Below are 23201 nucleotides of genomic sequence, written 5' to 3' on the forward strand. Positions count from 1 at the left end.
GGAGAGTGAGAGCATTGATATTGACCCGACTGTTATCATTAGAGAGTTGGAAGCGATGGTTGTGGACGATCATTCGTCTCGTATTAATCGCGGGATTATCGTTCGTGATTCTCTATCCAATCATTCAAAAGATGACAACGGCAATCAAGGACAAGTCGGACTTGTATTCGCCAATTGTCGTATTCATTCCTGAGCATTTTACGCTAGACAATTTCAAACAGGCTATCGTCATGATGGATTACTGGGAGACGCTGCTTAATACGTTCGTGCTATCAGGGACAACTACGATTCTGACAGCCGTTTCATGTGCGCTGGCAGGCTACGCTTTCGCCCGTCTTACATTCAAAGGAAGCAATCTGTTATTCGCTGGCGTTATTCTAACTATACTGGTTCCGCCTACGACAATATTGATTCCCATCTATATGAACCTGAAAGACTTTACGTTGATGGGATTGATTCCATTATTGACAGGTAAATCGGTGAATCTGCTCAATTCGTACTGGCCATTTCTACTAACATCCTTAACGGCAAGTTCTCTAAAAGCTGGGCTTTACATTTATATATTCAGGCAGTTCTTTCGGGGAATTCCGAAGGAGGTCGAGGAAGCGGCATATATCGACGGTGCGGGAGTCGGCTCTACGTTTCTACGCATTATGCTGCCGAACGCATTGCCTGCTATCGTAACCGTGCTTCTGTTCTCGTTCGTATGGCAATGGAATGACAGCTTCTTCACAACAACGTATTTGACATCGAGTAAGGTAATGTCTACGCAGCTAGCGTCACTGCCATACAATCTATCCATACTTCTCGAAGGCGGCGTAACGACCAATAAGGACCCGTTCTTTATGAGCATGGTGCAGGATACGGGCATTTTGCTAGCCATACTGCCGCTAGTTATTCTTTATTTGTTTGTTCAGAGGTACTTTGTCGAGAGTATCGAGCGTACAGGCATCGTTGGATAATCGTTTTGTCTAGGCATGCATAGCGCCTTGCGAGAATCGGCCAACAATGGTGCGCTTCCGCAGGGCGCTTCTTGCGGATGTGCAGTCGAATAGAGAGGCGGTTCAGAGACATGAAACAAGCAAACAAAACAATCGTGTATATCATGGTTTCGGGTATCGTTTGGATGCTCGTTGTTTCTCTGCTCATCATGAACAACTATAAGTCCAAGTCGTTGATACAAGAGAACACATGGAACGAAACGATTGATCAGCAGGCGGAATCTCCTTCGGACAGCATTGACGTTTCGAATGAGGAAGACCAAGCAGATGGCGGGGTTGAAACAAATACGGAAGAGCTAGGGGAGACGGCAACCCAGCTGCTCGAACCTTCGGTTGAGGCAGATCTTCCATCGCTCGCGAAAGCTTTTGCTGATTATTTTCCTATAGGTGCGGCTATCGAACCTTCGCACACAAGCGGGCTCAAGGCTGAGCTGCTGAAGAAGCACGTGAATATGCTTGTCGCCGAGAACGTGATGAAGCCGGATGCCATTCAGCCAACGGAAGGCAACTTTACATGGGGAAATGCCGACCAGCTTGTCGCGTTTGCAAAGCAGAACGGTATGGAGGTTCGTTTTCATACGCTCGTCTGGCACAGCCAGGTGGGCGCTTGGTTCTTCAAAGACAGCGAAGGCAAACCGATGATTGACGAAACGGATTTAGCGAAGCGGGAAGTGAACAAGAAGCTTCTGCTCAAGCGGCTAGATACCCATGTCCGTACGATTGTCGGACGATACAAAGACGATATCAAGTCATGGGACGTAGTGAACGAGGTCATAGAGCCAGCTGATCCTGATGGGATTCGGGCGAGTGATTGGTATAAAATTTCGGGAACTGCGTATATCGAGACGGCGTTTCGCGCAGCACGCGAAGCAGGAGGTTTGGATGCGAAGCTGTATATTAATGATTATGGGACTGACAATCCTGCGAAGCGGGACCGATTATATGAACTAATCAAAGAGATGCTAGGGAAGGGAGTACCGATAGACGGAGTCGGACATCAGACGCATATCGGCATTTACGGACCAGACATAGCGGACATCATCGAATCTATGCAGAAATACAGTGAGCTTGGCCTTGACAATCTAGTTACTGAGCTGGATATGAGCATCTATGCTTGGAACGACCGCAGAGATTACGGAGCCGAGATACCTGATGAGGTGATAAAGCTGCAAGCGAATCGATATCGGGAGCTGTTCGAGGCTTTTAAGGCTAATAAGGATCTTTTAAAAGGTGTCGTATTCTGGGGTATCGCGGATGATCATACGTGGCTTAGCTCGTTTCCAATGAAACGGACAGAAGCGCCGCTTCTGTTCGATCAGCAGCTGCATGCGAAACCGGCGTTTTGGGCGATCGTCGATCCATCCAGGCAGCCCGAATAAGTTCATTTCTTATGTATGGTTTATCGGATAATTTAACAAGCATTCGGCAGGTTGTTTTGGCTGCGAGGTCAAGATAAACTGTTGTGAAGAAGAGAAAATGATAGAGAAGAAGGGAAATAGAAATGAATAAAACAAGAATAACCAACCCAGTCATCTGGGCAGATGTCCCGGATCCGAGCGTAATCCGCGTCGGGGCTACCTACTATATGGTCAGCACAAGCATGCATTCGATGCCAGGCTGCCCGATTATGAAGTCGGAGAACCTGAGCAGTTGGGAGCTTGTTAATTATGTGTTTGATACGTTCGAGGATAACGATGCGCATAATTTGTTGGATGGTAAAGGTATCTATGGCAAAGGCTCATGGGCTGCAAGCTTGCGGCATCATAATGATCTATTCTACGTTTGCTTCTCAAGCAATGATATGAATCAGTTCTACGTCTATACAACGAATGACATTGAGAATGGGGAGTGGGAACGCCACGTTATCCAAGGTCTCCACCATGATCCAAGCATGCTGTTTGATGAGGATGGCCGCGTTTATGTCATTTATGGCAACGGTGATATTCGCATTACAGAGCTGACGGAAGAGGCAACTGCCTTGAAATCGGGGGGGCTTAATCAACTATTATTTGAGACTGGCAGAGATGGCATTATGCTGCGCAGCGAAGGCTGCCATGCATATCGATTAAACGGCTATTACTATCTCTTTTTTATTGAATGGCCGCACACCGGTCATAAGCGCCGCAGGGTGTTGTGTTATCGTTCAAAAGCTATTCTTGGCCCTTATGAACATAAGCTACTGCTCGACGATCACATGGACTATCGCAATAATGGTGTCGCGCAAGGCGGAATCGTCGATACCCCATCAGGCGAATGGTTTGCGGTGCTATTCCAAGATCATGAATCTGTTGGCCGAGTTCCATGCGTACTCCCGGTTGCTTGGGAGGATGATTGGCCGGTTTTCGGCAGGAATGGCAAAGCGCCGATGTCATTCGAAGTGTCATTGCCCGGCTCTGCTTCCAAACCGCTAGTGATTAGCGATGAATTTGCATATACAGAAAACCAATTGGCACTGAATTGGCAGTGGAACCATAATCCAGATCATTCGCGATGGTCTGTTACGGAACGGCCTGGCTACTTGCGGCTTGCCACGGGACAATTGGCCCGAAGCATCGAATTTGCACGCAATACGCTGACGCAGCGGACGGAAGGTCCGGCTTGTACGGGGAAGACTGTGATGGATATTACTAAGATGAAACCGGGCGATCATGCAGGGCTGGTTGCGTTGCAGTATCTTTTCGGTGCAGTTGGCATCGAAATCGCAGACAATGGAGATCGTTACGTTTCTATGCGCATCAACGGGAGAGCGGAAGGAGCAGGCGGTGATATCGCAGTTGAACGTATTCCGTATGAGGGGGACGTTATTTATTTGAAGATCGAGTTTCAGTTTTCCAACAGCGAGGATATAGCCCGTTTCTATTATTCAGAAAATGGCGAGACGTGGAATGCGATAGGCGAGGCGCTGGAGATGCAATATAAGCTGGAACATTTCATGGGCTATCGGTTCGGACTGTTCAATTATGCAACACAAGAAGCAGGAGGTTATGTCGATTGTGATTACTTCCGATACGAGAGATTGGATTGATAATCGTTTCTTTTCGTGCAATGGATGAATAGTTAGGGGAGGGAACCATATTTATGGCTAGTTTCCAAGATAATAAAATGATAAAGCTGCATGAAGCATTTAGCGACCAGTTTCTCATTGGAGCGGCGGTAAATGCCAAAACGTTAAAAACACAGCGCGAGTTGTTAATCCGCCACTTTAATAGTCTGACAGCAGAAAATGAGATGAAGTTCGAGCGTCTGCATCCTGCTGAGGACCGGTACACGTTCGAGGAAGCGGATCGATTAATAGCGTTCGCCAAAGAAAACAATATGGGAGTTAGAGGCCATACGCTCGTATGGCATAATCAAACGCCGAGCTGGATGTTTGAGGATGCCTCTGGCGGGGCAGTTAATCGCGAAACTTTGCTGTCACGGATGAAAGATCATATAGAAACCGTAGTTTCGCGTTATAAGGGAACCATTTATGGATGGGATGTCGTGAACGAGGCGGTTGCGGACAGCGGCAACGAGCTGTTGCGATCATCCAAATGGCTTGACATTGCAGGAGAAGATTTCATCGCCAAAGCGTTCGAATATGCGCATGCTGCGGATCCAGCGGCTATATTGTTCTACAATGATTATAATGAATCTGCACCTGAAAAAAGAGAAAAGATTTATGCGTTGGTAAAGTCTTTGAAAGAAAAAGACGTACCGATTCATGGGGTTGGTTTGCAGGCGCATTGGAACCTAGAGCATCCGTCGATAGATGACATTCGACAAGCCATTGAAAGGTATGCAAGCTTAGGCATGATGCTGCATATTACGGAGCTGGATGTATCCGTTTTCAATCATGAAGACCGCCGAACGGATTTGCTAGCCCCGACTGCAGAGCTGATGGAGCGGCAGGCAGAACGGTATCGGCAATTTTTTGAGCTGTTCAGAGCCTACAGCGAGCACATTACCTCCGTAACCTTTTGGGGGGCGGCTGATGATTATACGTGGCTGGATAACTTCCCGGTATACGGGCGTAAGAATTGGCCATTCCTCTTTGATCAGGAGCATCAGCCGAAACAGGCTTTTTGGGATGTCGTAAAATTTGCCTAGTAACAAACTGCTGCGCATGAAAGGTTAAAGCGTTCATTAAAAGAGCCAGCTCATTCCTTTTATCATGTTCTAAATAAGCTGTTCATCAGAAAATGGCCGGATTTTCATTCAAGAAAATAAGGTTTATTTTCTGCTGGACAGCTATTTTTATTTTAGTTATTATATTTATTTCGTCATTATTATTTTTAAAAAATGTAATAGTTTTCTAGTGTTTAGCATTAAAACGGGATTTGATTGGGAAATGAAAAAGAAATATTACCTTTTGAATAAAAAATCACATCGTGAAAACGCGATGCCTGCATTAAGATAAATAGAGGAACAACGATTCCTATACGCTATCCCGCTACATATTAAAGGAGGTTATTCAAAACCATGCACAAGAAACTGGTCATCATTTTGTTAGCACTAACACTGTTGGTTGGTCTCGCACCAATCACACCTATGCATGCCGAGCAAGCTGAGGGGGAATTTGAAAACCCTTTCATTTGGTCGGATGTACCGGATCCTGATGTGATTAGAGTCGGAGATGTTTATTACATGTCTAGCACTACGATGCATATGAATCCAGGCGTACCCATCATGAAATCACATGATTTGGTCAATTGGGAGATTGTCAATTACGTATACGACATACTAGCGGACAACGACGAGCAAACGTTGAGAAATGAAAAAAATAATTATGGTCAAGGATCGTGGGCAAGCAGCTTGAGATACCATAATGGGAAATTTTATGTCGCATTTGCTTCATACGATAACGGAAAAACCTATATCTATCAAACAGAAAACATCGAGGAAGGTCCATGGACACATGCCACGCTGAATGGCGTGTATCATGATATGTCACTGCTCTTTGACGACAATGGCAGGGTGTATATGGTTTATGGCGGCGGCGATATTAGAGTGATTGAGTTAACCGCAGACGCAACAGCAATTAAAACAGGCGGACTCGATAAAATCATTATTCCTAACGCAAGCCTCGTTGCAGGAAACGAAGTGGGATTGGCAGCCGAGGGTGCGCACATTCAGAAGATTAACGGCAACTATTATGTGTTTACGATTACATGGCCGAAAAACGGAATGCGTACCGAACTTGTACACCGGTCTGATCGGATAGACGGTACGTATGAAGGGAAAATCGCATTAAGGGATCAAGGCGTGGCACAGGGCGGAATTGTAGACACGGTGGATGGCAAATGGTATGCCTTGCTGTTCGGTGACCGCGGAGCAGTCGGACGCATTCCTTATCTCGTACCGGTGGAATGGACAGACGGCTGGCCGGTATTCGGGATCGATGGCAAGGTTCCGCAGAGCCAGATTATCCCGGTTAAAGGTATAACAGCGAATAATCTATTGATAAAGTCTGATGAATTTTATCAAAATCCGGATAGAATAGGTGCTTCCCATACCTTATTCGAGGATGCAACACTAGGAAATGCTAAACAGCCAATGGTAACTTCAGCAGTGAAACAAGCATCAGAAGGTAAAGAGCTGCTTGTAAATGGCGGTTTCGAAGCCGGCCAGGAGCCATGGACAGGGCATGAGAACGCAACAGTGTCCGTAACAGCCACTGAAGCAGATAGCGGATCAAGCAGCCTCGCTATCAGCAACAGAGGCGGTACAGGTGCTGGCCCGCAACAAATGATTACCGGAAAAGTGAAGGCTGGCGGGGTTTACGTCTTTTCTGCCAGAGTGAAATATAACGGTGACGATACGTTGCCTGCATCGAAACAATTCAACTTTGCTATTCAAGATGGAGATTGGACAACGATCAAGGTACTAGGTTCGGGAACCATAAACAAAGGGGAATGGGGGACAATTAAAGGAACCTATTCCATTCCTGAGGATGCTAGTTTGGATAAGCCGTTTATCTTTATCGAAACCGTTTGGACACCGGAACAGAATCCGGTATCCGATTTGATGGATTTTTTTGTCGATGACGTTTCTTTTCAAGACGTTACGCCAGACTCTAACTTGCTCGTTAACGGCAGCTTTGAAGATGGGCAAGAACCATGGACAGGCCATGAGAATGCAACGGTATCGCTGTCAACCTACGAAGCAAACAGCGGTTTAAACAGCCTGTTTATTAGTAACAGAACAGCTACGGGTGCAGGTCCGCAGCAAAAAATAACGGGGAAAGTGAAAGCAGGAGGCGTATACAAGTTTTCGGCCAAGGTCAAATATGATGGCGACCATGCTTTGCCTGCGACAAAATCATTTAATCTGGCTTTTCAAAATGGAGATTGGACGACGATAAAGGTTATGGGCTCTGGAATGGCCGAGAAAGGAAAATGGGGAACAATTGAGGGAACATACACGATTCCCGAAGACGCGGACCTGAAAGAACCGCTTATTTTTATCGAAACGCCATGGACAGCCGTGCAGGATAAGGTAAAGGATCGAATGGACTTCTATGTAGATGACGTCGTATTAGAGGATGTTACGCCACTAGGAGGATTGGATAAAGCGGAAGCCGGAGAATACGACTACAATGGCTCCAATCTTGGGCTCATGTGGCAGTGGAACCACAATCCTGACAATAATCATTGGTCTCTGCTAGAGCGCAGCGGATATTTAAGACTGACTACAGGGAAAAAAGCGGTTTCTCTTCTAGAAGCCCGAAATACACTCACGCAAAGGACGTCTGGTCCGGAAAGCTCTGGAAGCGTTGCGCTGGATGTCAGTCATATGAAGAACGGCGACTACGCCGGACTTGGTGCTTTGCAGAAAGAATACGGATTTGTTGGGGTGAAAATGGCAGGCTCCTCGAAATCCATTGTGATGGTGGATGGCAGTACGGGTGCGGCTGTGGAAGCAGCAAGCGTTCCCTTTACAGCAGATCACGTTTACTTTAAAGTTGAGTTCGATTATAAAAACCAGACAGATAAGGCTTATTTTTATTACAGTTTGAATGGGACAGAATGGACCGCTATCGGGCACACCCTGCAAATGCATTACACGCTGCCGCATTTTATGGGTTATCGGTTCGCGTTGTTTAATTACGCAACCAAAACAACAGGCGGCTATGTCGATTTCGATTATTTCAGAGTCGATGACAAAATGACGGGCACGCAAGCTTATGAACAAATACGGAAAGCGTCCATGGATGAGGTTTCCGATGTAATCGGAGTCCCCAATACGGAGCTTGAGGTTCCTTTAAGAATGGAAACGCTTCCTACAGGTCCATATTCATTGCTTACCTCCTCGTTTAACATTCCGGAAAACCTTTCCGTAACGGGAGTCGAGTTTAACGTTGACAATATAGTGGGTACACCTTCCTTTACTTACAACGGAAATAGGCTGCAAATTAAGATTTCAGGCTCAGCGGTTAATTTCATTCATAAAGATAATGATTTGTTGGCAACGATTAAGCTGCAGGTTAAAGAATTCGTTCCTAAAGATCAAACGGTGGTCATTCAGACTGATTATATTCAAGTCGAGGGTGGGAATGTCGGATTCAATGTCCAAGAGGCTGTTGCAAAGATCGGTTTAAAACAGTTGGATACGGATTCCATTGTCAAGGTTCCCGGTTATGCCAACCCGCTTATGGATCATAAATTGGGAGCAGATCCGTTTGCAATGACGTATAACGGAAGAGTTTACGTTTATATGTCAAGCGATGACTATGAATATGATGGTAACGGAAATATCAAAGATAATTCATTCAGCAATCTGAACCGAGTATTCGTTATTTCCTCGGATGATATGGTGAACTGGACAGATCACGGAGCCATTCCGGTAGCTGGATCTGCGGGTATTGCCAAATGGGCCAGCTTCTCATGGGCTCCCGCAGCGGCACATAAACAAATCGATGGGAAAGACAAGTTTTTTCTGTATTTCGCAAATGGCGCAGGCGGTATTGGCGTGCTAACAGCAGACAGCCCAATTGGTCCATGGACCGACCCCATCGGGAAAGCGCTGATTACCGGCAATACGCCAGGTGTACCAGGAGTTGTATGGTTATTTGATCCAGCCGTATTGGTTGATGATGACGGTAAAGGTTATCTTTATTTCGGCGGCGGGATACCTGGAGGCAACAATCCATCGCAGGATCAAGTAGCAAATCCAAAAACAGGCAGAGTTATTCAACTGGGTGATGATATGGTATCAACGCTTGGCGAAGCCCAATTAATCGATGCCCCGTTCCTGTTTGAGGATTCCGGCATTCATAAGTATAACGGCAAATATTATTACTCCTATTGCTCTAATTTTGCCGGAACACATCCGGAGGGTACGCCGCCTCCTGGCGAGATAGCCTATATGGTAAGCGACAATCCGATGGGCCCGTTTACTTACGTTGCTCCGATTTTGAAAAACCCATTTGAATTTTTTGGAGTGGGGGGCAATAATCATCATGCGATATTTGAATTCAAAGACCAGTGGTATATCGTGTACCATGCACAAACCGTTAGCAAAGCACTTCATGGAGACGGGAAAGGCTATCGTTCTCCACATATCAACAAAGTAACGCTTTATGAAAACGGATTAATTAGAGACATCAAAGGGGATATGGAAGGTGTAGGCCAGATTGCAAGCCTTGATCCTTACAAGAGAACCGAAGCAGAAACAATCGCATGGCATGCAGGTATCCTTACTGAAAAATCAAATTCGCCTGGCGGTCAGGTTGAAAGCAACAATCTTCATGTTACGGATATTCATAACGGAGACTGGCTTGCAGTAGCGAGTGCTGATTTCGGAGATAACGGCGCTGTTTCTTTTGAAGCAAATGTTGAAGCCGCTCTTGGAGGAACGATTGAGATTCGCTTAGACAGTCCAATCGGCGAAGTGATTGGCACTCTTGAAGCAGCTCCAGTGAATGGTCATAAAGAATGGCGGTTGTTGCAAACGGATGTTGCTCAGGTCAAAGGTATCATCATCTATTCTTTATTTTCAAAGGGACCGGTACGGGCAGCCTTATGAATATGGATTATTGGCAATTCAAAGAGGCCGACGCGGTACAGGAGGCCATTCCTGTGACATCGGTTAGTATAATCAGTGATGTCTCTTCACTAAAAGCGTCAACGCAATTGACGGTGGGGTCGGTCATTAATCCAGGGAATGCGACTAACCCAATCTATCAATGGACAGCAACTGAAGCAATAAGCATTATTGGTGAAAGCAACAAGGAAACCGTAACGATCAAAGGCGTTTCAGCCGGCAAAGGCAAGCTTTCATTAACAGTCGCTGCTGGCGGCGCTGCGAAGCAAGTCGAAACGGAATTTACCGTAACAGCTTCAGGCAGTTCCGGCAGTGATGGGGGACATACAACGCCTACGCCTGGGGTTACGGGTGAAAAAGAGGCTGAAATTCTGATTAACGGAAAAGCAGAACATGCAGGAACAGTACTGAAGTCTGAAAGGAACGGACAGACGGTTGCGACGATTTCGCTTAACCAGCAGAAGCTGGAGCAATGGCTGAACTCGGAAAAGGAGCAGGCAGTCATTACTCTTTCGTTCCATTCTGATTCGAACATCGTTATCGGACAGTTAAACGCTCATATGCTCAAGAACATGGCCGATAAGAAAGCAGTTATTGAATTAAAGACGGATCAAGCATCCTATACCATTCCTACAAAGCTGATTGATATTCATGAAATCTTGGAGCAGCTTGGTACGTCGACGTCACTGACAGATCTCATGATTGAGTTTGAAATTGGCGATTCGTCTCCTGAGATGGATAAAGCCGCCAAGAAAGCAGCAGAGAAATCAGACTTTAACATCGCTGCATCGCCCCTTGACTTTAAAATGACGGTCATCAGCGGGGCCGCTCGTACGGAAATAACAAAGTTTAGCGCTTATGTACAACGGATGCTAGCTATTCCTGCAGGAGTTAACCCGGATCAAATGACAACGGCTATTGTCGTTGCGGCGGATGGAACTTTCCAGCAGGTGCCTACGAAGATGCTGTTCAAGGACGGTAAGCATTACGCAATGGCAAATAGCTTGACGAACGGCACCTTTGTGCTAGTCTCTCATCAAGCATCGTTCACAGATGTCGCCATGCATTGGGCAGAAAAGGCTATAATTGAACTTGGTTCACGGATGGTGATTAGTGGTACAGGGGATGGACGATACAGTCCGGACAGGGAAATTACACGGGCTGAATTTGCTGCTATTGTCGTACGCGGGTTGGGTTTGAAGCCGGAGAGCGACACGGTGTCGTTCTTAGACGTGCAGCATGAAGATTGGTACAGCAGCGCAGTTGCCACGGCTTATTCCTATAAGCTTATCAATGGCTTCGAGGATGGAAGCTTTAACCCTCAGGATAAAATCACAAGAGAACAAGCCATGGTTATCATTGCGAAAGCAATGGAATTAACCGGGCTGAAGGCGACGCTTAATAATCAGGATTCAGCTGCCGTTCTGCTCCCTTACAAAGATGCGGTTTCAGCCTCAAGCTGGGCGAAGGAAGCCATTGCGGATAATATTCAAGCCGGAATCGTATCCGGTAGAAACGCATCAACGCTGGCTCCGAAAGCTTTCATGACAAGAGCTGAGGTTGCCGCAATTGTAGAGCAGCTGTTGAAGAAGTCTGGTTTGTACCTTTAAATATTGTTCCGATCGCCATTGCTTAGGGATTTCTAGAAATTTCTAGAATCAACGAGGAAAGGTTGAAAGCCCTTCACGAAATGAAAGCGGACGCTTCTCCAGAATCATTTCAATGCTCCGTTTTCCACCATTTGCTAAGGAAAGGCAGCAAGTGACCAAGTTCAAAAAAAGCGGTGCAGGGATAGCCCTCTGCACCGCTTTTTCATTGGATTTTATTCGTATTTCTGATTGGATTTCGAAAGACTGGGCTTCCTTGAATGGCCTTTTGCTTTAGCCTTTTACCCCGCCAACGACCATCCCTTTGACAAAATACTTTTGCAGAAACGGATAGACCATAATAATGGGCACACTGGCTACAATCGTCATCGTTGCGCGAACCGAAGTTGGCGTAACCGCCGTTACATTTCCCTGCGCATTAGCAAAGGCATCTCCCGCCGAGCCGCCTGAGCTGGTCGTAGCGCTTGATGTGGACAACACCTTCATCAATTCGTACTGCAAGGTACTTAGATTCGGCCGTGAAGAGTTGTATAAGAATACGTCAAACCAGGAGTTCCACTGGGATACCGCTACGAACAAAGACACCGTAGCAAGAGCGGGAACGGTAAGCGGGAGCACAATACGCATAAATGTGGTAAAGTCTCCGGCGCCATCGATTTTAGCCGACTCCATGATCCCCTCCGGCAAACCTTCAATGAAGGAACGTATAACAATCATATTAAACACGCCGATAATGCCCGGGATAATGTATACCCAGAAGCTGTTCAACAATCCAAGCTCTTTGGTCAGCAGGTAGCTTGGAATCAAGCCACCGCTGAAATACATCGTGAAAATGAAGGTAATCGCTACAAACTTCTTCAATGCATATTCAGGACGGCTGATCGTATAAGCCAGCATCGCCGTACAAAACACGGAGATGACCGTCCCGATAATCGTCCGCGCCGCGGAGATAAAGGTCGCATAAAACACATTGGACTCGTTAAACACATATTCAAAATTTCTTAGCGTCCATTCGCGCGGCCAAACATAAATGCTGCCTCGAATCGAATCATTCGCATCGTTAAACGACAAAGCAAACATATTCAAGAAGGGGTAGAGGGTCACAATGATTAGGAAAATCATAAAAATGATGTTGCACACGTCGAAAATTTTATCGCCTATCGAAAAATTCCGAGCTGATTTGGCTTGTTCCACAGCCTTAGCCTCCTTTCAATTAGTACAATCTGCTTTCGCCCATCCGTTTGGCAAGGTTGTTGGCGGCGATGAGGAAGATGAAGCTGACCACGGTTTTAAACATACCGGCTGCGGTCGCCAAGCCAAAGTTATTCATTTGCATGCCGTATTTCAAGACGAATATGTCCAAATTTTCCGAGAATTCAACATTGATGCCGTTGCCAAGCAAGTATTGCGCTTCGAACCCGGACTCCAGAATATGACCCAGATTCATAATCAGCAAAATGACGATAACCGGCTTCATGCCTGGCAGCGTAACATGCCACATCCGTTGAAGGCGTGAAGCGCCATCCATTTCGGCCGCTTCATACTGAGTAGGGTCAATCGTCGTAATGGCGGCCAAATAAATGATCGTGTTCCAGCCGACATTTTTCCATACTTCCGTTACTCCGAGAATCCCCCAGAAATATTCGCCTACCCCCAACCAGAGAATAGGATGATCGATGAGCTGCAATCGGAGCAGCAGCACATTGACAATACCTTCGGGGGCCAGCGCGGTTTGCACGATATTAGCTGCGACTACCCATGAAATAAAATGCGGCAAGTAGCTGATCGTCTGAACCGCACGCTTAAAGTAGACCTTGCGCAGTTCATTCAGCAGCAGAGCCAGCACGATGGCCGTTACAAACCCCAGCACCAGATTAATAGAGCTCATAACGAGCGTATTGCGCAGGACGAGATAAAACTGTTGTTCCTGGAACAAAGACCTGAAGTTATCCAGTCCGATCCAGGTTTGGTCGAATAAATCCTTTGCCAATCTAAATTTTTGGAAAGCAATCGTCCATCCCCAGAGGGGAAGATATTTAAATATGACAACCCAGATGAGAAAGGGCAACGACATCAGCATCAGCATTTTCTGTTTAGACAATGTTTTGAATAAGGTTCTCAGGCGCGAATCTTCAGAAGTCGATTTTGCCATCTGCACTGCATGTTTCTCCACCGATTCGTCTCCTTTCCGGCTAAAACTGTCTCTCTCTAAACAAGTAACAAGTGTAGAAGGGAAAAGTGAAGTGAAGTGGATTCACTTTACTTCCCCCGTTTCATTATCAAAATTCAGAAACTGTTCATTACCAATTTCCTGCGATACGTTCCTTCACCTTAGAGGTTATAAATTGTTCAAAGTCTGCAGGCTTCAACTTATTAAACTCTGCGAGATAGTCATTCCAAATGGATTCGAAATCCGCTTCAGAGGAAAACACCATTTTAGGATAGTATTTTTGCTGGAGATCTCCTGCTTTCTGATTGAAGATTTGCTCTGGTGAACCTTGTTCTTTCTCGATGCTCCAGGCAGGGTACCATGGGCGCTCCACCGGCTCAGCGTAGAAATCGGAGAAGGTCTTCAAGCCGTAGGCTTTAAGCAAGGCTAGATCGCCATCTGTGTAATTGACCTCAGCTACTTCCGGTTGGCTGGTAGGCAAATGGGCGTTACCGTCCTCGTAAAGCGAGTTGTTGCCGTACCTCGGCCACTCATAATCGAAATAAGCCCAACCGTATTTACGTTTAAATTCATTGTCGTTGCGGTTGGCGAGCTGCTCTTTGCTCATAACGAAACGGCCTTCTTCATTCACCGAATAGGTGACATCTTTCTCACCCCATTGAATGAGCTTCTGATTCTCTTCAGACAACAGGTTATCCCAATATTTAATGATGCGTATCGGATCCTCAGCGCTCACAGTAATTCCGAGCCCGCGGTTGTTGACGAATGAAGGAGGATCAATATAGGCATCAGTAGTATTTTCATCGAAGACAATAGGAAGCGCCACGTAACGCAGATCATCATTACCCGCCGCTTTCAGGTTGTTCGTCGCATCGCCTATCTGCCAAGAATAGTTGACATATCCAAGTACTCGTCCAGATGTAAGTTTGGCAAGATACTGGTCTTTATTAGCAGTAAAGGTCTCCGGATCAAGCAAGCTTTTCCGGTTCATTTCGTTTAATGCGGCAAGCCATCGCTTCTCATAATCAGTTCCCATATAAAGCTTGGCTTCTTGTGTCTTCATGTCAACCATAACGTTGCCATCGTTCGGATATCCGGCTAGATGCATCGGTTGATTGGTAATCGTGAAAAACTCTCCAGCTGTGCCGGCAAAGGTCAGGAAGCCAATAGTGCCTTTTCCGTCTACGGAAGGGTATTTGGCTTGATACTGCTCGATTAGATCAAAATATTGATCAAGCGTTTTCACTTCCGGATAGCCAAATTCTTTCAGTACGCGTCGCTGCATCCAAAACGTACTGGTCGCGTCCGGCTCCTTCAAATAGCCGTTTACATTGGCGGTGAAAGGCAGAATGTAGATGTTGCCGTCCTCATTCGTAATCTTGTCCATGTAGTCGCCGTATACACGCTTAATGTTAGGAGCATACTTTTCGATCAGATCATTAAGCGGAATGAATGCACCTGCATCCGTAAGCTTCGAAAGCTCGCTTACCGGAGAAATGACATCAGGGTAATCACCGCCGGCAATCATAACGCCGGACTTGGTACTAGCATCTCCTACAACATACTCCATTTTCCAGTCTACACCTGTCTGCTCCTGGAGAATCTTGCCGATGGTCGTGTTGCTGGCAATTACGTCTTTATTCGTACCGAATGCGAAGTAATCGTAGCTTACCGGGTCTGTACTGACCTCTCCATTCGTTCTGCCTGTTTCCGTATTGCTTCCTTTTGGCTCATTATTCGAGCAGCCAGCAAGGATGAATGTCGCAGCCGTTATTACGGCTAGGCTCGTTTGCAGCCATTTTTTCTTGCGCATTGCTGTATCCCCTTTCTCTATCAAAGTATTGTAAGCACTTTCAGTATAGAAGAAAGCGTTTAATATTGTTATATAGCAAACCTTAGATCGGTCTTTGAATAATTAAGATCTTCTTTGGCATGTTCAGTCTTTTTTATCCAGCGGCAGACGCAGCATGATCCGTGATCCTCCTCCCGGAGCACTGTCAATCGTGAAGCTGAACGATTCACCATAGCAAATTTTCAGGCGAGTAATGACATTTTTCATTCCGATGGAATCGCCCATGACAGCCTCCTCGTGGAGGTAATGATGAAGCTCCCGTATTTTCTCCTGATCCATGCCGACCCCGTTGTCCGCAATGAGGAAGACAATTTGACCATGTTCTTGCGCAATCTGAATCGTAATATAGCCAATGCCCGGCACATTCTCGATGCCATGGATGCTTGCATTTTCCACAAACGGCAAAAAGGTCATCTTCGGAATTTCAATATCCAGAAGGGATTGATCCACTTCGATGTGATACTCCAGTTTACTGTCAAAACGGTACTTCTGAATTTGAAGGAAGCTTTCCATCAATTCAAGCTCCTCGCGAATCGTAACGAAGCTCCGTTTCCAAAGAATCGATTTACGAAAGATTTTGGCCATGTTCTGAATCGTCTTTGCCGTTTGTATCTCGCCCTTCATCTGGCTTCGCATTCGGATCGTCTCCAGCGCATTGAATAAAAAATGAGGGTTGATCTGACTGTGCAGTGCATGTAGTTGGGCTTGTCTTTGGCTAAGCTCCAGCTCTTTCTTCTGTAGCTCCGTTTCATACACATCATTAATTAGGTTTTCGATCCGTTCGCTCATTCGGTTGAACTCCACCGCAAGCTCGCCTACCTCATCCCGTTCCCGATGATAAGGTATACGTTCAAAGTTTTTGCCTTTTACGGACTTCATGTGCTTCAGAATTTTTTGAATGCGCGTATGGATCGAGCGGGAAACCAGCACGATGACGATCGTAGGCACAAGAAAATTAATGCCTGCAAACCATAGGATAAATTGCCCCGATTGCCTGACATCATACAAAATTTTCTCTTCATCCAACACGCCGTATACCGTCCAGTCTCCCAAATAGCGATTATTGCGATATTGCTTGCTGATTACGATTGCTTTATCGGGCCTAGGTATATCGTTGAGGCTTAGTGACTGCCCTGTTGTGATCAGAACACTTGGTTGACCGCTGGACAGTCTGCCGTAACGAGCTTGATTGGACGGATCCAGAAAGTAAAAATCCCCCTTAAAGCTGGATAGATCAAGGATTTGAGAAATATAATCCATATTCAAGTCGATTTTCATCACATGCTCATACGTCTCGGACCGGCGATCGGATAGCTTTTGAATAACGCTGATACTGTCGGATGTTACGTACAAATAGGGATACGTATTATTGAGATTTTTAATGTGATGGTACCAATCCGCGTTCCGCATCTCGTCCTCGAGCCGGATGATATGGCTCGAGGCCAGTATCGTGGGATTGTCACTCATAATAACAACGGAGCTGATGGTTTTGTACTCCTTATCGGCTCGATTGAACAGATTCGAAATGGCATTCAGCGACTCCACATAGCGATCATGAGAAGCATGAACGATGTTCAAATGATTGTTGAGCTGCTTGTTGATAGAATACAGATAGGAAATGCCTGCCGCATCTTCAATGACGGCCCCTAATTCGGCTTTCAATTCATTGATTGCTTGTTCCGAATCTGCCGTTTTCTGATTTTTAATGTTAATGGTTGTCACATGATAGAACATCACGTTAGTCAGTACGATCGGTACGAATACGCACACAATATAGATGAAGACCAGCTTGTTTCGGAGCTTCAAATGATGAAAACGAAAGTTTGGCATGAGGGGGAGCCTCCTTATTTTTTGCCGATCATCCTATTGCGATAATCCGTTGGCGTCATGTTTTCCAGCTTCTCAAACTGGGCAGCAAAATAATCGGCATTCTGGAAGCCTACAAGTTCCGCGACTTCATACATGCGTTTTTTCGTTTGCCGCAGCAGTCGTTTTGCTTCTTCTATGCGAAGCGAAAGCACATACTCATTGAAATAGACGCCGTAATTTTTGCGGAACAGCTGTCCGAGGTAGACCGGATTCATGTGGAATTCGGCAGCAATTCCTTTCAAATAAATATTTTCTTTGTAGTGGCTGTCGATATATTTTTTAACTTTTTCAATACTGCCCTCGTTCTTTTCTCCGCGCTTCTCCGCGATATATTTAGCCGCTTCTTCTATAAATTGCAAGAGAACATGCCTTAGCTGCTTCAAATTGCGGTATTTCATCTGCCAATTGAGCAATTCCTCCAACCATTGCAAATCTTTTTCGTTTCCTTCCAGCTGCCGGATGATATTGATGATGGCAATCATCATTCGCCTTATCGTATTCGTGACTGCACCGGAAGCGAAATGCCTCTCCTGAAAGGCGATAAAAATGGCATCAATAGCGGCGGTATAGCCTTCCAATTGATCCGCTTCAATCTCATAAATGAGCTTGCTGTGCAGTTCTTCATCCACATCAAAATAATATAAGGGCAGCTCCAGCAGATCCGATGCCATAAAGATGCCGTTATTGCCGGCGGCAAAACGATAATTCAAGCATTCCTCTGCACTGATCCCGGAATGGGCGATCTGTTTTAAGTGGCTTGCCGTATGACCGATATACAAAGCGATCGTCGTTGCAAGCTCCGTCTCCAGCCTCTCAAGCAGCTTGGCGTAGCTCGTCCATGCGGGCTCGCTTTGCTTGTCCAGCCATAACTGAGGCACAATAATGCCATATTGATTGAACGCGCGTACATGAATGAGCAGAGGTTGTCCCTCATGATGAAAATATTGCTGGAGCGATGTTTGCAGTAGGGGAAAATAGTCGATTGTCCCATGAGGCAGTTCGTCCTGTATTTCTGCAATGAAATAGGTATACGAAGAGGATAGCGGAAGCTCCAACGCATGGGCAATCCGCGCCATCACTTGTTCGCTTGGTTCGGTCTGCAGCAAGCTTTCGATAACGATTTCGATAAGCGGCTTTTCTCTCGTTATCGATAAGAGTTGTTTTTGATTTAGCGTATTGGCTATTTTTTTCAAGGTTGACGTAAGCTCCTGTTCATCAACCGGTTTGAGGATATAATCCGACACATTGAAACGAAAGGCTTGCTGGGCATAAGAGAAATCGGGGTACCCGCTTAAGATGATAAACAGCGGTTGATGGTCAACTTCCGCTTTCACCTTTTGGATTAGCTCCAGACCGTCCAGCACGGGCATGCGAATATCTACAATGACGAGGTCGGGGGTCAGTTGTGCAATAAGCTCCAGTGCTTGCTTTCCGTTTTCCGCTTCTCCACAGATTACAAATTGCTGTGACGACCAATCCATTAGACTGATCAATCCCTTGCGGACAAAAATTTCGTCATCCACGATAAGCACTTTATACATGGTGTTTCCTCCTTCAAGATATCAATTATGGCCGATTAATGAGAGCGATCCGCTGAGTGGCCTCTCCTATCAATATGGAGTTCATTATAAGCAAAATCGAGATGAAAGTTAAAGTATTATATCAATTTCATTATGGAGGGATACATATTGTGAGGCTTGTGGCTTGTTGGCAAGAGAGCCTAAGCGGGGAGATTAGACGCTAAAGTCGGTAGACGCAGACTAGTGGGTGATGGAAGAGTTCGTATGCCTCCTCTGTTCAATGGCCAGATTGCCCGGTATAGGTCGTTCCTCCTGCTTGTCTGTTTTTCTTAATGCAAATAGGAAGTAAACAACGGGTAAGTATGTAAAGAGTTGCACATTGTTGCCCAAATATAGATCGAATATACTGAAAGCGTATACAAATAGGGGCTCCTAAACTGATGATGAAACCGGAGGTAAGGATATGGAAATGCAAAAGATAAGAGGCAAAGGCCTAAAAGGGATCATGATCTTTCTGATTACAGCACTCGCTCTTACGGCTTGTACGTCGGGTGAAAATGGAAAGCCGGAGAATGAAGCGAAGCCTTCGGCCACAACAGGCAGCAATAACAGCGGAGGCAATTCGGGAACGAACGAGGGAGCTGAAGACGGCCCATTCGTGAAATACGATCCGCCAATTGAAGTGTCGTTCGTCAGACATTTGAGCGACGTCGTAGAAAATAACGTGCTTGGCGTATTAAAGGACGAGACGCTGGAGAATAACCGCTGGACCCGTGTGTATGAAGAAGAGCTTGGCATTAAAATTGTCAACGATTGGGTAGTCAAGGGAGATATTACGTCGGATCAATATTTGCAAAAAATCAATGTGACTTTGGCATCTGGAGACCTGCCGGACTTCATTCCGGTAAATGCGACGCAGCTTAAGCAGCTTGCGGATTCCGGCCAGATCGAAGACGTGACTGAGCTGTACAACAAATATGCTTCTCCAGCGCTTAAGGAAGCTTTGCTGCAGGAGGGGTCCAGTCCCTTCGACGCGGTAACACTGGACGGAAAGCTGATGGCCATTCCGATGGTGGAGGCTTCCATCGAACGTTCCATGTTCATCTGGATCCGTACGGATTGGATGAAAAAGCTCGGCTTGCAGCCTCCGAAGACGATGGCCGACGTGCTTGCGATATCCAAGGCTTTCACGGAGAAGGATCCTGACGGCAACGGCCAACCGGACACGTTCGGGCTTGGTTTTACCAAAAGTCTATGGGGCGGCGCGATGGGTCTGGAAGGCTTCATGGCAGGCTACAACGCTTTCCCGAATATTTGGGTGGAGGATGCTTCAGGAGGCCTTGTCTATGGAAGCGTTCAGCCCGAAGTAAGGACGGCGCTTCAAGCTCTGCAGGCAATGTCCAAAGGCGGGCAAGTGGATCCGGAATTTGGAATTAAGGATGGAAGCAAAGTATCCGAGCTGATTGCCGGAGGCAAGATCGGCATGCAATACGGTGAGCAATGGAATTCGATTTATCCGCTCCAATTAAACAAAAATGTGGATACGAATGCGCAGTGGCAAGCGTTTCCGATCGTCACGGAATCCGGCGACATGGCTAAGATTCCGCTTAAATTCAGCACGGCCCGTTTCTACGCGGTGAAAAAGGGTGTCGAACATCCGGAAGCGCTGATTAAGCTGTTCAACATGCATTTGGAGAAAATTTGGGGCGAAACGGGCGACTTCGGTTATTATTTCGCACCGCCTGAAGCCGAGAGCGTATGGCAGCTTTCACCGGTAACCCCTTACCCGTTGAAGAAAAACGTCGAAGCGTTCCGCGCGATTGACGCGGCTCGGAAGGCAGGCGACATGTCTACGTTGACGGGTGAAGCGAAGACGATTCAGGAGAAGATGGAGTCGTATTATTCGGGCTCGAAGGAAGGGTTTGCTGTATGGGGCTGGGAGCGAATCTACAGCGAGGAAGGTTCGATGGGCATTACGGACCAGTACGATAAAAACAACCAGTTCCTGCTCGAAAAGTTTGTAGGAGCTCCGACGCCGACGATGGTGGAGCGCAAAGCGACGCTCGAGAAGCTGCAGAACGAAGTGTTCGTCAAAATCATTCTGGGTGATCCAATCGAAACCTTCGACAAGTTCGTCGAGGATTGGAAGAAGCTTGGCGGTGAACAGATAACGAAAGAAGTTAACGAATGGTATGCAAGCACGAAATAAGAGATTGGCAGTCGGTGAATGAACGGAGAAGAGTAGAGATAGGAAATGGGTTCCGCTCTACTCTCCCTGCTTCATGGCTGGACAGGAGGGACAACGACGAATGGGAACCAAGACAAGGAGAGAACTGCCGCTGCACTTGATGATCGTGCCGGGGTTAATTTTTATCATTTTATTTTCATATGTGCCTATGGCCGGAATTGCGATCGCTTTTCAAAAGTTTATACCCGCCAAAGGCCTTTTTGGGGATCAGCAGTGGATTGGGTGGGAGAACTTTTCCTATGTATTGCAATTGCCGAGTTTCACGCAAGTGTTGTTAAATACGTTGCTGATTTCAAGCTTCAAGCTTATTTTGGGACTGTTGGTGCCGCTCGTGTTCGCTATTCTCCTAAACGAAGTCAAGAACGCGGTGTTGAAACGTACGGTACAAACGACAATTTATTTGCCTTATTTCCTTTCATGGGTTGTGCTTGGCGGCATTCTGATCGATATTCTTTCGCCGTCAGGCGGTATCGTGAATGGGCTCCTAGTATCGCTAGGCTTGCCCAAAATCTTTTTTCTAGGGGATAACAATTGGTTTCCCTTTACGCTGGTTGGATCGGACGTGTGGAAAAATTTCGGGTATGGAACGATCGTGTATTTGGCAGCGATCACGGGTATCGATCCCGGTTTGTACGAGGCTGCGACCATCGACGGCGCCAACCGCTGGCGCAAAGTATGGCATATTACGCTGCCGGGAATGCGAATGGTCATCGTATTGTTGTCCGTGCTGAGCCTAGGACAGTTATTGAATGCCGGCTTTGATCAAGTGTTCAACCTATATAGCCCCCAGGTATATGAAAGTGGTGATATTCTAGACACCTTCGTCTACCGGATCGGTTTGCTTGATGCGCAATACGGCGTCGCAACGGCGGTCGGATTTTTTAAATCCATAGTTTCGTTGATCCTGATCTCGGCTTCTTATTTCTTTGCCTATCATTTTGCAAAATATCGGATCTTCTAGGAGGCGAGAAGCCATGGGCCATTCATTTAACAGTACAAAAACAAGACAAGCAAGGAAGCTCGAGTGGTTTCCGATCGTCAACACGATCGTTTTGGTGCTTGTTGCCATACTCTGCATATTTCCGCTTATTCATATTATCGCGATCTCATTCAGCTCCAGCTCGGCTGCGGCTGCGGGGCAGGTTAGGCTCTGGCCCGTAGACTTCACTTTGGCTTCCTACGAATACACCGCAAGTCGAGGAGAGTTCTGGCAATCCATGTGGGTTTCCATTAAGCGGCTTGCGCTTGGTACGCCGTTAAATTTGCTGCTGACGATCATGGTTGCTTACCCGTTGTCGAAGGAGTCGAATGCGCTTCGATTCCGGCTAGTATATGCTTGGGCGTTCTTCCTGACGATGCTATTCAACGGTGGTTTAATCCCTTGGTACGTAACGCTTAAGGAATACGGGCTGCTCAATACGATCTGGGCGCTTGTTCTGCCGGGGGCGGTGCCGGTATTCAGCATTATTTTGCTGCTTAATTTCTTCAGGGAGGTTCCTAAGGAGCTGGAAGAAGCAGCGCTCATTGACGGAGCGGGCCAATGGACGACATTATGGAAAATATACGTGCCTATTTCGAAGCCTGCCCTTGCGACACTAGCGCTATTCGCCATGGTGGAGCATTGGAACAGCTGGTTCGACGGGTTAATTCTTATGGGAAATCCGGACAATTATCCCTTGCAGAGCTACATTCAGACGATCGTCATTCAGCAGAACCTGTCCAACGTGTCAAGGGACGAACTTCTGAATCTGGCCCTCATCTCCGATAGGACGCTGAAGGCTTCACAAATCTTTTTAGGATCATTACCGATCATTATGGCATATCCATTCCTGCAAAAATATTTTGTGAAGGGTATCGTACTGGGCAGCGTTAAAGGTTAACTGGTAAGCCGAAAAGGACAGGAGGAAAGA

General features: G+C 46.4%; 13 protein-coding genes and 2 pseudogenes. 10 read left to right on the plus strand and 5 right to left on the minus strand.

The genetic code is table 11. The features are described from left to right. Positions 1-14 precede the first annotated feature (14 nt). The 7 genes and pseudogenes from FHS16_RS02380 (at position 15) to FHS16_RS32380 (ending at position 11635) form a co-directional block, all read left to right on the plus strand. Positions 15-962, plus strand: a complete 948-nt coding sequence (locus FHS16_RS02380; protein WP_183558299.1) for a carbohydrate ABC transporter permease — start codon at positions 15-17, stop codon at positions 960-962. A 110-nt stretch (positions 963-1072) separates the two neighbouring features. After that, a complete protein-coding gene (locus FHS16_RS02385) occupies positions 1073-2380 on the plus strand; it encodes a glycoside hydrolase family 10 protein (RefSeq protein WP_246431543.1) in 1308 nt (435 codons plus the stop codon). A gap of 122 nt (positions 2381-2502) precedes the next feature. Next, positions 2503-4026 (plus strand): glycoside hydrolase family 43 protein, encoded by a 1524-nt coding sequence (locus tag FHS16_RS02390; protein WP_183558302.1) that lies wholly within the window; start codon positions 2503-2505, stop codon positions 4024-4026. Positions 4027-4079: 53 nt separating this feature from the next. Next, entirely contained in the window at positions 4080-5090 is a 1011-nt protein-coding gene (locus FHS16_RS02395; RefSeq protein ID WP_183558305.1) for an endo-1,4-beta-xylanase, read from the plus strand. Between the two features lie 441 nt (positions 5091-5531). After that, a pseudogene (locus FHS16_RS32370) lies at positions 5532-8078 on the plus strand (carbohydrate binding domain-containing protein); the annotation flags it as partial. Positions 8079-8591: 513 nt separating this feature from the next. After that, positions 8592-10036, plus strand: a pseudogene (locus FHS16_RS32375) (glycoside hydrolase family 43 protein); the annotation flags it as partial. Positions 10037-10060: 24 nt separating this feature from the next. Beyond that, positions 10061-11635 (plus strand): S-layer homology domain-containing protein, encoded by a 1575-nt coding sequence (locus tag FHS16_RS32380; RefSeq protein ID WP_312890763.1) that lies wholly within the window; start codon positions 10061-10063, stop codon positions 11633-11635. Positions 11636-11905: 270 nt separating this feature from the next. On the opposite strand, the gene FHS16_RS02430 is transcribed toward FHS16_RS32380, so the two are convergent. From FHS16_RS02430 to FHS16_RS02450, 5 genes are all read right to left on the minus strand, one after another. After that, entirely contained in the window at positions 11906-12754 is an 849-nt protein-coding gene (locus tag FHS16_RS02430) for a carbohydrate ABC transporter permease (protein WP_246431566.1), read from the minus strand. 91 nt (positions 12755-12845) lie between these two features. Then, the gene (locus FHS16_RS02435; protein ID WP_183558554.1) at positions 12846-13784 is read right to left on the minus strand and encodes an ABC transporter permease; all 939 of its coding nucleotides are present in this window, start codon (positions 13782-13784) and stop codon (positions 12846-12848) included. Positions 13785-13932: 148 nt separating this feature from the next. Continuing rightward, positions 13933-15615 (minus strand): ABC transporter substrate-binding protein, encoded by a 1683-nt coding sequence (locus tag FHS16_RS02440; RefSeq protein ID WP_183558310.1) that lies wholly within the window; start codon positions 15613-15615, stop codon positions 13933-13935. Between the two features lie 123 nt (positions 15616-15738). Then, a complete protein-coding gene (locus FHS16_RS02445) occupies positions 15739-17484 on the minus strand; it encodes a sensor histidine kinase (protein ID WP_183558312.1) in 1746 nt (581 codons plus the stop codon). Between the two features lie 14 nt (positions 17485-17498). Continuing rightward, the gene (locus FHS16_RS02450; protein ID WP_183558313.1) at positions 17499-19064 is read right to left on the minus strand and encodes a response regulator transcription factor; all 1566 of its coding nucleotides are present in this window, start codon (positions 19062-19064) and stop codon (positions 17499-17501) included. 442 nt (positions 19065-19506) lie between these two features. Between FHS16_RS02450 and FHS16_RS02455 the strand changes: the two genes are divergently transcribed. The 3 genes from FHS16_RS02455 to FHS16_RS02465 all read left to right on the plus strand — a co-directional run bounded on the left by FHS16_RS02455 (position 19507) and on the right by FHS16_RS02465 (position 23171). After that, entirely contained in the window at positions 19507-21252 is a 1746-nt protein-coding gene (locus FHS16_RS02455) for an extracellular solute-binding protein (RefSeq protein WP_183558316.1), read from the plus strand. A gap of 100 nt (positions 21253-21352) precedes the next feature. Next, positions 21353-22252, plus strand: coding sequence for an ABC transporter permease (locus tag FHS16_RS02460; RefSeq protein ID WP_183558319.1), 900 nt, complete (start codon positions 21353-21355; stop codon positions 22250-22252). Between the two features lie 13 nt (positions 22253-22265). Next, entirely contained in the window at positions 22266-23171 is a 906-nt protein-coding gene (locus FHS16_RS02465; RefSeq protein WP_183558322.1) for a carbohydrate ABC transporter permease, read from the plus strand. Positions 23172-23201 lie beyond the last annotated feature (30 nt).

Origin of the sequence: Paenibacillus endophyticus (genome assembly GCF_014192395.1) — a bacterium.
GTDB lineage: Bacteria > Bacillota > Bacilli > Paenibacillales > Paenibacillaceae > Pristimantibacillus > Pristimantibacillus endophyticus.